This window comes from Azonexus sp. (genome assembly GCF_036170495.1).
Taxonomy (GTDB): Bacteria; Pseudomonadota; Gammaproteobacteria; order Burkholderiales; family Rhodocyclaceae; genus Azonexus.
The window spans coordinates 3791-16887 of record NZ_JAVHPH010000223.1 but is presented as its reverse complement, the minus strand read 5'-3'; the positions used below and the strand labels follow the sequence as shown (position 1 = coordinate 16887).

The window sequence follows — 13097 nt, the reverse complement described above, 5'->3', positions numbered from 1 at the left end:
TTGGCTGCCGAATCGTGCTCTTCGGAGCCGATCACTTGCCGGACGATCAGTTGTGTCAGTGCGCCGAAGCGGTCTCCAATCGCTTGCGCACCTCAGACACCGCCTGCCAGTGGGATCGCGAGACGTTCATGATCCTCCTGCCCAATACCGCAGAACCCAGTGCCAAAAAGCTCGTCAACGGAATTCGCGACACCTTTGAGCACTTCAATTTTGGGCAAAATTTCCGGTTGACCGTGCGCATCGCCGTTGTTCAGCATGCGTCCGGAGAAGACCCAATGAGTACCGTCAGTGCGCTCGAAAACAAACTGACGAATGCCGGCGAATGATGTCCGACCTGATCTACTACCTCCTCCCCGCCCTGCTTATCCTGGTTCCCGCCGCCTTTCACCTGCACAGCAAAAAAAAGGTGTCGGAAATCCACCATACCGTACTCAAGGAAGCCCAGGAAGCCGGCCTGACCGAACCGCCGTCGCTGCACCCTGTGGTTGACCTGTCGATCTGCATGGGCTCGGGCGCCTGCGTCAGAGCCTGCCCGGAGAATGCGCTCGGCGTCATCAAGGGCAAGGGCGTTCTGATCAATCCGACGCACTGTATCGGCCACGGCGCCTGCGCACCGGCCTGCCCGGTTGGCGCCATCAAACTGGTCTTTGGCACGCAAAGGCGCGGCATGGACATTCCGCAAGTTGATCCCGACTTCCAGACCAATATCCCGGGCATCTTCATTGCAGGCGAACTCGGTGGCATGGGGCTTATCCGCAACGCCATCCGCCAGGGCACGCATGCCGTCCAGGCCATCACCAAGCGGCCCAAGACCAAGGCTGATCTCGACCTCGTCATCATTGGCGCCGGCCCGGCCGGCATTGCCGCCTCGCTAGCCGCCAAGGAAGCCGGCCTGAACTACGTCACGGTCGAACAGGAAGACTCGCTCGGCGGCACCACCTATCACTATCCGCGCAACAAGCTGGTTATGACGGCCCCCATGAAGCTGCCCCTGATCGGCGAAATCAAGGTACGCGAAATCAGCAAGGAAGAGCTGATGGAAATCTGGCAAGGCATCCTCGACAAGGCAACACCCAACATCCGGTTCAGCGAACGCATGGAAGAAATCACGCCCAGCGATGGCGTTTTTTCGATCCGCACCAACAAAGCGGCTTACTCGGCCGCCAGCGTGCTACTCGCCATCGGCCGCCGCGGCACGCCGAGAAAGTTGGGCGCCAAGGGCGAAGAACAGGCCAAGGTCGTCTATCGCCTGATCGAGGCCGACCAGTATCAGGGCAAGCATGTCCTCGTCGTCGGTGGCGGCGACAGCGCCCTGGAAGCAGCCCTCGACATTGCCAACGAACCCGACACGCATGTCACTCTGAGCTACCGCGGCAAGGCCTTCGACCGCGTCAAACCCAAAAACCGGACGCGCCTGGCCGACGCCATCGCTGCCAACAAGATTGAACAAATACTGGAGAGCACGGTCCGAGAAATCGGCATCGACAACGTCATCCTCAAACATGGCGATGACATCCTCGAACGGCCAAACGAAGCCATCATCGTTTGCGCCGGCGGCGAATTGCCGACGCCCATGCTGAAAAAAATGGGCGTTCAGGTTGACACCCGTTACGGCGACTAGCTCGCCACCTCACTCGCCGTTGGCATATCGAAAATATCGCCGCCCTTGCCTCTTTACTCACCGATAAAAAAGCGGGAAAATATCCCTCTAAAAAAAATGCAAAGCATCCACATCCCGGGGTTGCCCCCCCCCCCGCAGAACGGGAGCTGCGATAAAAACACGCAACAAAGTAGCTGCCGACGACGGGCTACAAACCCTGTTCTTGAAAAGACACCGGGGGCGTAGAATGTTGCCCGATCTCCTCCCGCCCTACCCTACGGGAGAAGGATAAGTCCTCACTGACTGTCGATCCCGAGGTGATCGCGGCAGACCACTCGACCAGCCCCAACGACCCCGGCGACGAGCCCAATCCAGCCCCCATTTTTTCTCGTCACCTAAAAAACGGCACCACTTGATGTCAGACTCACCGCTCCGATCCGCTCTTCTCTCCGCGATACACCGCGTGCTGTCCCCTGTTGTCCGCGTCATGCTGGCGCACGAGATCACCTTGCCGATGGCAATCGAACTCCTCAAACGCGTCTTCGTCGAAGTGGCGGAACGCGATTTCCGACTCGACAACAAGGCCTCCACCGACAGCCGGATCAGCCTGATTACCGGGGTGCACCGCAAGGATGTCAAGCGTTTACGCCAACTGCCCGATGTCGAAGCAAATTTGCCGCCAAAGATATCGCTCAGCGCACAAGTTGTCGCCACCTGGATCACCGGCGCCCGGTGGCTTGATAAAAGCGGCCAGCCCCGCCCGCTATCCCGACTCGCTCGTGGCCCCGAAGAGGCCTCATTTGAAGCACTGGTTGCCAGCATCAGCCAGGATATTAGGCCGCGTTCGGTACTCGACGAATGGCTGCGACTCGGTGTCGTCAGCATCAATGACGCCGACGAAGTCGTACTGCTCAGCAACGCCTTTGTCCCCAAGGAGGGACTGGAAGAAAAACTGGCGTATTACGGCCACAACCTTGGCGATCACGCCGCAGCCGCAGCGGACAACGTACTAACCACGAGCAGCCCATGGTTTGAACGCAGCGTGCATCACAGCTCGCTGACTGAAGCCCAGGTCGAAAAGTTGCGGGAGCGCGCCGCCAAACTCGGCATGCAAACGCTGACCCAGTTGCACTCCTTGGCGGCAGAACCGGCAGATGACGACGGCCAGTCGCCAGAATCCGCAAGCAACGGACCGAAAAAGCGATTCACCTGTGGTGTGTATTTTTACAGCACGGACGCATCCGAAGTGGCGACAGAAAAATGAGACGTCATCTTCTCCTATTCATCGTGGCAGTTTTTCCGCTGGTCGCCTGGTCTGCCCCGGTCTGTGTCGATCCGGAACATCCCGGAAAAAATCATCGGGCGCGGAGCGGCATTGGTGGCACTGGGAAACCGGCCACAGGAGAATCGGCTGCCCAAAATAGCGGCACAGAAGGTGGCGGTATTGGTGGCACCGGATCCCCCGCTGCCGGCGGCGAGGGCGGTGGCATTGGCGGCACGGGCGCCCCGATTGCCGATGGCGCATCGGTCGGCATTGTTGGTGTGGTCAGCGGATTCGCCTCGGTGTGTGTCAACGGGGTTGAGGTTCATTTCGACCATGGCGTGCCGGTCAATGAAAACGGCGACCCATCATCAGCCGACAAGCTGGCTGTCGGTCAGGTCATCTCGATCGACGCCACCAATTCTCCAAAAGGACTTCAGGCTCGAAACATCGCCATTCTGAACGCCCTAGAAGGCCCCATCACCAAGCTGCCACGCGGCGGCAAAATAATTCAGGTCCTCGGTCAAAACGTAGCAATCGGGCCCAACACCAGAGGGCCTAGCAAGGGACTAGCCATTGGCCAGTTGGTCAAGATCAGCGCACTTTCGGGCGCCGACGGCACTTTGGTCGCAACGCGCATCCAGCCCAGTCCGGGCCTCAAGCAGGCTGGTGCGCTGGGTCAAGTCGTGCCGTCTGGCAAACGATCCTTGGTTGGCGGAGTCGCGGTCGCCGGCACGGTCGACACCACTGCCGCGCTGGTCAAGGGCAAATGGAACGGGACCGAACTCGTGCCGACGAGCGTTATTGCAGATCCGACCTACCGTTTCAAGAACAGCGCGAGCAGAATCCTGATCGAGGGCCTGGTTCAGACCTCTGACGGTCGCGGAAAGATCACGGCAGGCGGAGTCGAGCTATCGCTACCCAACGTAACAGCACGACAAATGAACGCCCTGCACCCGAATCGGCGGATTTTTGTCGATGCCCAAGTTGGTCGCTCAGGCCAACTGGTGGTCAGTCATATTGAGATGGTCAATAGCGAAGAACGCAACGCTTCGCGCCCCGGGAAATCGGACCAGCAAAATAATACCTGGTCGACCAAGGCAAAGACCGGCGAAACATTGGAAAAACAGGAGAAAAGCGAGGGCTTTGAGACGGCCGAGAAGGCCGAGAAGGCCGAGAAGGCCGAGAAGGCTGAGATGGCTGAGAAGGTCGAGATGGCTGAGAAGGTCGAGAAGGCTGAGAAGGTCGAGAAGGCTGAGAAGGCTGAGAAGGCTGAGAAGGTCGAGAAGGTCGAGAAGGTCGAGAAGGTCGAGAAGGTCGAGAAGGTCGAGAAAGTCGAGAAAGTCGAGAAAGTCGAGCGGCGGGAACGGCACTGATATGCCATTTGCACAAAAAAATAAAAGACCACGTTAAAATCATGGCTTTCTCAACATTGCAGCAGGTACCCGCTTGAAAACACGCATCCTTGGCGCTTTGTGCCTCCTTACTGTCTTGTCCTGCCACGCTCAAAGCAGCGTGATCGTGAGCACCGGCATCGATTACTCGACCGGAAAATATGGAGCTGCCGAAAGTACGGACACGCTTTACATGCCTTTCGGCGTGAAATACGAAACGGGTGACTGGACCTGGCGGGCGACCATTCCCTACGTCGAAACGAACGGACCTTCAACGGTTTCCGGCGCAGGCGCTGACCGGGTCACACTAACCAATGGGGCAAGTACACGCAAGAAGGAATCCGGACTTGGCGACATCGTGCTGTCCGGTAGTTGGAGTGCGCTGCAGCAAGGCCCCTGGCTCGTCGAACTGGGCGCCAAGGTCAAACTGGCGACAGCCGATGAGAACAAGGGACTGGGCACCGGCGAAAACGATTACTCGGTGCATACCGATATTTATCGGACGCTGGATAAACACACGCTGTTCGGCACCCTGGGTTACAAGAAAATGGGAGACCCCGCCGGTATCGATCTCAAGGACCCTTTCTACGCATCAGTGGGCTGGTCTTTCCGGGCCACTCAGGCGAGCGCCGTGGGCTTGAGTTACGATTTCCGACAAAAGATACTCGACGGCGGCGCGCCAATCCGTGAAGTGACCGGTTTCGTCACCCACAAGCTGGACCCGCACTGGAAATTGCAGGGCTACCTTGTGTCCGGCTATTCCAACGCCAGCCCCGATCTGAGTGGCGGCATTTTCGTGATGTACGCCTACTGATCGTTATTGCGCCGTCAGGCGGAAAGCCTGGGTAATCAGATTGATCGCCTCCGGGCTATCCCAGGCTCGGGAGCCGGCGATTTTCTTGATCACCCGCCCTTCCGCATCGACCAGCACGGTGAGCGGTAGACGATTGGCACCGAGCATGTTTTCAAGAAGCAGATTGCGGTCGATGTAATTCGGGAAGCTGACGCCGGAAATCTTGACGAATCGGGCTGCCGCCGCCTGATCGTCGTCGGTTGAAATGCCGACGATATTGAAAGCCTTGCCACCATAGCGCCGTGACAAGCGTTCGATCGACCCCATTTCGGCCCGACAGGGGCCGCACCAACTGGCCCACACGTTGATCAGCAGCGGCTTGCCGCGAAACGCGGAAAGCCTCCCGGCGCTGCCAACCAGCCCGTTGAGCTGCGCCTCGGGGAGCAACGCGCCGACCGGCACCTCGCCCGGCGTACCGGCCACGGCACCGCCGGTGAACTGCATCGCGCAGAGGCCGATCGCCAGCCATTTCATCGACAATAACCGCCAAGCTTTCCGACCCATGCCAAACTCCATGAATGCTTCTCGTGGCAAGGCACAGCGCCCGGCCGAAGGCTGTTATCGTAAAGCATTTTCTTGATCTGTCTTGCCTTCAACGAGGCGGCGTCTATTTATAATCGAACGCTTATGGCAGCCCCCACCTCTCTGGCACAACATCTCCGGCAGGCCGCGAGCGAACATCCGCAGAGCGCCGCCTTGCTGGTTGCCGGCCACTGTTTGAGCTTTGCCGAGCTATTCGCCGCGAGCGAAAAGCTCGCTGGCCAACTCGCCTGCCGCCCAGGAACGATCAGCGAAGCCGGCGACAGTCTGCATCTGGCGCGCCATGCCTACGCCTGCAGTTTTCAAAATTGGCCGTTTTTTCCGGTTGACCGTAGCCATACACACCTGGAAATCAATCAGCCTCTGGCCGACGTTGCGTTGATCATCGCGACCAGCGGCAGTGCGGGCAAACCGCGCGCCGTGCTGCTCGCCAATGCCCAGCTCGACGCCGCGGCTGCCGCCTCGAATGAACGCCTGCCGCTGCACCCCGGCGATCGGTGGCTGAACTGCCTGCCGCTCCACCACATCGGCGGCCAGTCGATACTGTGGCGCTGCGCCCGGGCCGGCGCCAGCGTGCTGCTGCATGACGGCTTCGTCGCCGAACAGGTTGCCGCCGACCTTGCCGCTCAACCGGTCACACACATTTCGCTGGTCCCCGCCATGCTTGCCCGCCTGCTCGACCTCGGCGTCAAGCCACCGGCCAGCCTGCGCGTGGCGCTCATCGGCGGTGCCGCGCTGGCGCAATCACTCTACGACCGCGCCATCACCGCTGGCTGGCCGCTCTTCCCGAGCTATGGCATGAGCGAAACGGCCGCCCAGTTCGCCACTTTCGACCCGGCCGACGGCGCCTGGCAGGAAGGCCTGGTCGGCCGACCAATGCCCGGCCACGACCTTCGCCTCGCTACCGACGGCCGCCTGCAAGTGCGCGGCCGGCAAGTCATGCGCAGCTATGGCGACGGCAGCGGCATTGATGCCGCCGGCTGGCTGACCACCGGCGATCTCGCCAACATCGACACCGCCGGCCGCCTGAGCATCCTCGGCCGGGCCGATGACATGCTGATCAGCGGTGGCCGCAACGTCCATCCACAGGAAATCGAATCCTGCCTCGCCGCCTGCCCCGGCGTCCTCGACGTCGCTGTCACCGGCCGGCCCGACCCGGTGTGGGGCGACCTCATCGTGGCCCTCGTCGTCGGCCCGGTCGCAGCGGACGACCTGCTCGCCCACGCCCGCCACTATCTGCCATCGGCCGCCCTGCCGCGAGAAATCCACGCCATCGACCGCCTGCCGCGCAACGCCACCGGCAAGCTCGAACGCGCCACGCTGCGCCGCCTCGCCGCCGAGGCCGGCCAGTGATCCACGCCCTGCGCCGCGGCCTGTGCGCCCCGGAAACCCTGGCCCGGCAGGAAGCGCTGGCCGCCGGCGCCCCCGCCTCGGCCCCGGTCAGCCTGCGTCTCCCGCTCGGCCGCGGCACGACCGACTGGCTGCCGCAACTACCGGCCGACGCCCTCTACTGGTATCGCGCCCGCCCGGATCGCCACGAATATCGTCTGGCCATCGGCCACGCCCTCCATGTCACGAGCGCCGGCCCCAACCGGCTGGCCGCGCTCGACAACGCTTTCGCCGGATTTTGCCGGGACTGGCGGCGCAACGGGCCGGCCTTCGCCTTCGCCGGCTTCGCTTTCGACGCCGTCAACAACGCGCCGCTGCCCAACGCCCTGCTCGCCATCCCGGCCATCCTGCTCGAATCGGTGGCCGGCGCATGCTCGGTCACCCTCAGCGCACCGGCCGGCCGCCTCGCCCAGGCCGCCGCCGAATGGCCGCAATGGCTGGCCACGCCGGCCATTGCCAGCGCGCCGCAACAACGCCCGAGCCGCCCTGAAACGCTGGCCGAACGGGCCTGGATCGCCCGCGTCAACGCCGCGCTGCGCGACATTGCGGCTGGCCGACTCGACAAAGTCGTCCTCGCCCGCAGCCGGACTATCGAGGCCGACGCGCCGTTTTCGGCGGCCTCGGTGCTCGGCCAACTCGTCATGCAACAACCGGCCGGTCTCATCTACGCCCACGGCAACGGCCAGCACAGCTTCGTCGGCGCAACGCCGGAGCGGCTGGTCCGCCTCGCTGGCCGACGCGTCGAAGCCGATGCGCTGGCCGGCACGTCGTGGCCCGGTTCGCAGGCGCTCTCCGCAACCAAAAACCGGCATGAACAGGCGTTGGTCGTCCAGGCCGTCAGCGCCGCGCTGGCGCCTTTCTGCGCAACACCAGCGGTCGCCGAACCGGCGCAGGAACACGCGGCCGGCCAACTGCGCCATCTGCGCAGCCGGGTGGCGGCCACCGTCCGCCCGGGGACGACGCTGTTCGAACTGGTCCGCGCCCTGCACCCGACACCGGCTATCGGCGGCTTTCCGGCCGCTGCCGCGCTGGCCTGGCTGGCCGCCCACCACGAGCAGCGCAACGGCTGGTATAGCGGCAGCATCGGCCTGCTCACGGCTGAGGGCGACGGCGAGTTTTCGGTCGCCCTGCGCTCGGCTCTGCTCGCCGGCAACTCGGCCGAATTGCAGGCCGGAGCCGGCATCGTCGCCGGCTCCGACGCCCGGCACGAACTGGCCGAAACGAACGCCAAACTGGGCACCCTGCTCGCCGCGCTGGCCGCGCCAATCACGCCGGCATCGGGCGATAGTCGGCGCGCCTGATATTTTCGGCAAATATTCCGGTCGACCGTAGAAATCAGCCACCGAACGTCATCTCCCTGAAATATTTATGTAACAAAATGATGGGCTTAAAGCCTATACTTCAGAAAAAACATGGAGATGATGCGATGACCCATCCGCAGCCAAAACCCCGCTTTCCGACCGAAAACTATCTCAACCGCGAGCTCGGCTTGCTCGCCTTCAACCGGCGCGTTATGGCCCAGGCCGAGGACGAGCGGATGCCGCTGCTCGAACGCCTGCGTTTCCTGTGCATTGTCTCCAGCAACCTCGACGAATTCTTCGAAATCCGCATGGCCGGGCTCAAGGAGCAGGTCAAAGCGCACGCCACGGTCACCACCACCGACGGCAAGACGGCACAGGAGGCCTTCCGCCTCGTTTCGGCCGAAGCGCACGCCATCGTCCACGAGCAGTACGATCACCTCAACGAAGTGATCCTGCCGGCGCTGGCCGAACAGGGCATCCGCTTCCTGCGCCGAGTGACCTGGAACGAAGCGCAGCGCGAGTGGATCCGCGACTATTTCACGCGCGAAATGGTGCCGGTGCTGACGCCGATCGGGCTCGACCCGTCGCACCCCTTCCCGCGCGTCCTCAACAAGAGCCTCAATTTCGCCGTCGAACTCGAAGGCAAGGACGCCTTCGGGCGCAGCTCCAACGCTGCCATCGTCCAGGCGCCACGCGTCCTGCCGCGCGTCATCCATTTGCCCGAAGAACTCGCCGGCTGCGCCTACGGTTTCGTATTCCTGTCGTCCATCCTGCACGAATTCGTCGACGAACTATTCACCGGCATGACCGTGCTCGGCTGCTACCAGTTCCGCGCCACGCGCAATTCCGACCTCTTCGTCGATGAAGAAGAAGTCACCAACCTGCGGACCAAGCTGCAGGGCGAACTGCCGCAGCGCAATTTCGGCAATGCGGTGCGCCTCGAAGTGGCCGAGAACTGCTCGCCGGCGATGACCGAATTCCTCCTCGCCCAGTTTGGCCTCAAGCCGGCCGACCTCTATCGCGTCAATGGCCCGGTCAATCTCGTCCGCCTGATGCAGGTGCCGGACTGGGTGGACCGCCCGGACATGAAATTCCGTCCCTTCGTGCCCGGCCTACCCAAGGTCGTCGGCAAAGGCGTCAATATTTTCGACACCATCCGCAAGGCCGACGTCCTGCTCCACCACCCCTACCAATCCTTCGCGCCGGTCATCGAGTTTCTCAACCAGGCGGCGACCGACCCGCAGGTCGTCGCCATCAAGATGACGGTCTATCGCACCGGCACCGACTCGGTGCTCATGGAATCGCTGATCCGCGCCGCCCAGAACGGCAAGGAAGTCACCGTCGTCGTCGAGCTCATGGCCCGTTTCGACGAGGAGGCCAACATCAGCTGGGCGACCAAGCTGGAACAGGTCGGCGCCCACGTCGTGTACGGGGTCGTCGGCTACAAGACCCACGCCAAGGCGCTCCTCATCGTGCGCCGCGAAGACGGCGGGCTCAAGCGCTACGCCCACCTCGGCACCGGCAACTACCACCCGCGCACCGCCCGTCTCTATTCCGACTTCGGCCTGATGACCGCCAACGAGGAAATCACCAACGACGTCAGCGAAGTCTTCAAGCAACTGACCGGACTAGGCAAGGCGCGCACACTCAAACACCTGTGGCAGGCGCCCTTCACGCTGCAGCAAAATGTCGTCGCCGGCATCCAGGCCGAAACCGAAACCGCCAAGGCCGGCGGCAAGGCGCGCATCGTCGCGAAAATGAACTCGCTGGTCGAACCGGAAGTCATCGATGCGCTCTATCAGGCTTCGCAGGCCGGCGTCGACATCGACCTCATCGTCCGCGGCGTGTGCACCCTGCGCCCCGGGGTGCCCGGCTTGTCCGAGAACATCCGCGTCCGCTCGATCATCGGTCGCTTCCTCGAACACCACCGGATTTTCTACTTTCTGGCCGGCGGCAAGGAAGCCGTTTACCTCTCCAGCGCCGACTGGATGGACCGCAATTTCTTCAAACGCATCGAACTCGCCTTCCCCATCCTCGACCCCAAGCTCAAGAAGCGCGTCATCACCGAAGGCCTCAAGTTCTACCTGGCCGACAACCAGCAAGGCTGGGATATGAATAGCCAGGGTATCTACCATCGCCGCCGCTCTGCACGTAGCAAACCGCACAACGCCCAGGTCGAACTGATGGTGACGCTGGGCACCAGCTAATCGGCATTCCCACGGTCAACCAGAAAAAAGGGCAAAAAAATGCGGCTGACCAGCCGCATTTTATTTTTCCGATCAGCTTTTCCGTCCACCGTCATCCGGCGTAAAGAACAGGCCAACCCCCAGCACGATGAGCAGCAGCGGCCACCATTTCTTGATCAGCCCGACCAGATCGAGCTCAAACAGGTCGAGATTGACGGCCAGCGCGATGGCGCCGATGGCGATCAAGGCGATGGCGGCAAAGTTGCCTTTCATGTTTTCTCCCGGGTAGCCCGACTGCTCAGAGCCTGTGAATGATTTGGGCGCGGGCGTGAACGAATAGTTCACAGGCGCTCAGGCCCGACGCACGCCGACGACGCCGTCGACCTCGTGGATCAGCGTCAGCGTCTTCTGCATTTGTTGCAGGTTGGTGATCTCGACGGTAAAGCTCATGTGCGCCTTGCCCTGCTTGGACTGGGTATTGACACCGACGACGTTGAGCCGCTCGCGCGTGAAGATTTCGGAAATATCGCGCAAGAGGCCCTGGCGGTCATGGGCATCGACAATGATGTCAGCGGCAAAAACGCCGGTCGTCGTCAGCCCCCAGTCGGTTTCGATGACCCGCTCGGGATGCAGCGCGGCGAGGTTGGCAAAATTGGGGCAGTCCATGCGGTGGATCGAAATGCCCTTGCCGCGGGTGATGAAGCCCTGGATTTCGTCCGGCGGCGCCGGTTTGCAGCAACGGGCGAGCTGAGTCAGCAGCTTGTCGACGCCGACGATCAGAATTCCTTGGTTGCCCTGCACCGGCTTGCTCGGCTTGGCCAGCACCTCATCCGGCAACTGGGTTTCAGCGAGCAGGTCGCCACCCTTGGCTACCGCCTGGAACTGCCGCTGATTGAGGTCGCCCCGGGCGGCGGCGATGTACAGGTCGTCAGCCTTGGCAAAGCCGAGCTTGTGCGACAGCTCCTCGATATTCGCGCCGGTCTGGCCGGCCCGCTGCAATTCCTTGGCGATCAGGCCGCGCCCTTCGCCCAGCGTTTCTTCGAGCGCCAGATTGGAAAACCAGGCGCGCACCTTGACCCGGGCGCTCTTGGTGTGGATGTAGCCGAGCAGCGGGTTGAGCCAGTCGCGCGACGGGCCGCCCAGCTTGGCGGTAACGATCTCGACTTCCTGTCCGGTTTCCAGTGCCGTATTCAGCGGGACAAGATGGCCGGCAATCTTGGCGCCACGGCAACGGTGGCCGAGGTCGGTATGCACGCGGTAAGCGAAATCGACCGGCGTCGAGCCGGCCGGCAGGTCGACGACCTTGCCCTGCGGCGTGATGACGTAAATCGTCTCGTCGAGCGCCGCCTGCTTATAGTGCTTGACCCAGTCCGAGCTGTCGGCGACTTCATCCTTCCAGGTCAGCAGCTGGCGCAGCCAGGCGATCTTCTCGTCGTAGTCGTCCTCGGCATTGCGCTTGGTGCCTTCCTTGTAGCGCCAGTGCGCGGCGACGCCCAGTTCGGCGTGCCTGTGCATGTCCCAGGTGCGGATCTGGATTTCCAGGCTGCGGCCATCCGGACAACGCACCGCCGTGTGCAGCGAGCGGTAGTAGTTCCCTTTGGGATTGGAGATGTAGTCGTCAAATTCCTTGGGGATCGGCAGCCACAGGTTGTGCACGATGCCGAGCGCGGTGTAGCACTCCTTGAGGTCGTCGACGATGATGCGCAGGGCGCGCACGTCATAGACCTCGGAGAACTCGACGCCCTTCTTGCGCATCTTGTTCCAGATGCTGTAGATGTGTTTCGGCCGACCGTAGATTTCAGCATTGTGCACACCGGCCGCTTCGAGTTCGTCGCGCACCTTGGCCACGGCATCGACGATGAACTGCTCGCGCTCGCTACGCTTCTCGTCGAGCAGCTTGGCCAGTTTCTTGTAGATGTCCGGGTGGATGAAGCGGAAGGACAGATCTTCGAGTTCCCACTTCAGTTCCCAGACGCCAAGCCGGTTGGCCAGCGGCGAATAGAGTTCCAGCGTTTCGCGCGCCACCTGGATACGCAGGTCGTCCGGATTGGCCGCGTAAAAACGCAGGGTCTGCGTCCGGCTAGCCAGGCGCAGCAGGACGACCCGGATGTCCTCAACCATCGCCAGCAGCATCTTGCGCAGCACTTCGATCTGCGCCTTCATTTCGACCGGATTGACCTCGCCGGCCTCGATGTTGGTGGCGACAAAACCCTTGGCAATCGGCCGCAACTTATTGAGGCGCGAAATACCCTGCACGAGATGCGCCGCCGGCTTACCGAAATGCGTTTCGATGCTGGCGATGCCGTGCTCGTCCTGGGCCGGAATGGCGAAGAGCAGCGCGGCAATGCGCGATTCGACGTCGAGCTTGAGGCCGGCGATGATCACCGCCATGCCCAGGGCGTGCGACCAGATGCGCTCGCCGCTACCCAGCGTGCGTTCGCCGTAGGTGGTCCACGCGTATTCGACGGCGGATTTGAGACGTTCCGCATCGGCCGGGGCCAAGCCCTCGGCCAAGGTGATCAGGAACTGTTCGAAGTCGCTTTGCGAGGCGACAGAATGGACGACGGAAACCA

At 62.2% G+C, this 13097-nt stretch carries 11 protein-coding genes; 8 read left to right on the top strand and 3 right to left on the bottom strand.

The genetic code is table 11. The annotated features are described in order from the left end of the window. The 5 genes from ADADOO_RS07625 to ADADOO_RS07605 all read left to right on the top strand — a co-directional run. Nucleotides 1-326 (top strand): GGDEF domain-containing protein (locus ADADOO_RS07625; protein WP_511276393.1); only part of this gene is annotated, 326 nt, incomplete at its 5' end. Then, the gene (locus ADADOO_RS07620; protein ID WP_511276391.1) at nucleotides 326-1621 is read left to right on the top strand and encodes an NAD(P)-binding domain-containing protein; all 1296 of its coding nucleotides are present in this window, start codon (nucleotides 326-328) and stop codon (nucleotides 1619-1621) included. The genes ADADOO_RS07625 and ADADOO_RS07620, both read left to right, overlap by 1 nt. 394 nt (nucleotides 1622-2015) lie before the next feature. Continuing rightward, nucleotides 2016-2864, top strand: a complete 849-nt coding sequence (locus ADADOO_RS07615) for a DUF6502 family protein (protein WP_511276390.1) — start codon at nucleotides 2016-2018, stop codon at nucleotides 2862-2864. After that, entirely contained in the window at nucleotides 2861-4237 is a 1377-nt protein-coding gene (locus ADADOO_RS07610) for a DUF5666 domain-containing protein (RefSeq protein WP_511276388.1), read from the top strand. The genes ADADOO_RS07615 and ADADOO_RS07610 overlap by 4 nt, the downstream gene beginning before the upstream one ends. 73 nt (nucleotides 4238-4310) lie before the next feature. Continuing rightward, nucleotides 4311-5069: a hypothetical protein gene (locus ADADOO_RS07605; protein WP_511276387.1), complete on the top strand. Its 759-nt coding sequence runs from the start codon at nucleotides 4311-4313 to the stop codon at nucleotides 5067-5069. A gap of 3 nt (nucleotides 5070-5072) precedes the next feature. Here ADADOO_RS07605 and ADADOO_RS07600 read toward each other — a convergent pair whose 3' ends face one another. Continuing rightward, the gene (locus ADADOO_RS07600; RefSeq protein WP_511276385.1) at nucleotides 5073-5612 is read right to left on the bottom strand and encodes a TlpA family protein disulfide reductase; all 540 of its coding nucleotides are present in this window, start codon (nucleotides 5610-5612) and stop codon (nucleotides 5073-5075) included. A 123-nt stretch (nucleotides 5613-5735) separates the two neighbouring features. Between ADADOO_RS07600 and ADADOO_RS07595 the strand changes: the two genes are divergently transcribed. From ADADOO_RS07595 to ppk1, 3 genes are all read left to right on the top strand, one after another. Continuing rightward, entirely contained in the window at nucleotides 5736-7001 is a 1266-nt protein-coding gene (locus ADADOO_RS07595) for a class I adenylate-forming enzyme family protein (RefSeq protein ID WP_511276383.1), read from the top strand. After that, on the top strand, nucleotides 6998-8338 hold the full coding sequence (locus ADADOO_RS07590) for an isochorismate synthase (RefSeq protein WP_511276381.1): 1341 nt from the start codon (nucleotides 6998-7000) through the stop codon (nucleotides 8336-8338). The genes ADADOO_RS07595 and ADADOO_RS07590 overlap by 4 nt, the downstream gene beginning before the upstream one ends. A gap of 125 nt (nucleotides 8339-8463) precedes the next feature. Beyond that, nucleotides 8464-10545, top strand: a complete 2082-nt coding sequence (ppk1, locus tag ADADOO_RS07585) for a polyphosphate kinase 1 (RefSeq protein ID WP_511276380.1) — start codon at nucleotides 8464-8466, stop codon at nucleotides 10543-10545. 72 nt (nucleotides 10546-10617) lie between these two features. Here ppk1 and ADADOO_RS07580 read toward each other — a convergent pair whose 3' ends face one another. Both ADADOO_RS07580 and ADADOO_RS07575 read right to left on the bottom strand, forming a co-directional pair. Further along, nucleotides 10618-10797 carry a LiaI-LiaF-like domain-containing protein gene (locus ADADOO_RS07580; RefSeq protein ID WP_511276378.1) on the bottom strand — a complete coding sequence of 60 codons (180 nt, stop codon included), beginning with the start codon at nucleotides 10795-10797 and terminating at the stop codon, nucleotides 10618-10620. Between the two features lie 78 nt (nucleotides 10798-10875). Beyond that, a partial coding sequence (locus ADADOO_RS07575; protein ID WP_511276376.1) for a RelA/SpoT family protein occupies nucleotides 10876-13097 on the bottom strand: 2222 nt, incomplete at its 5' end.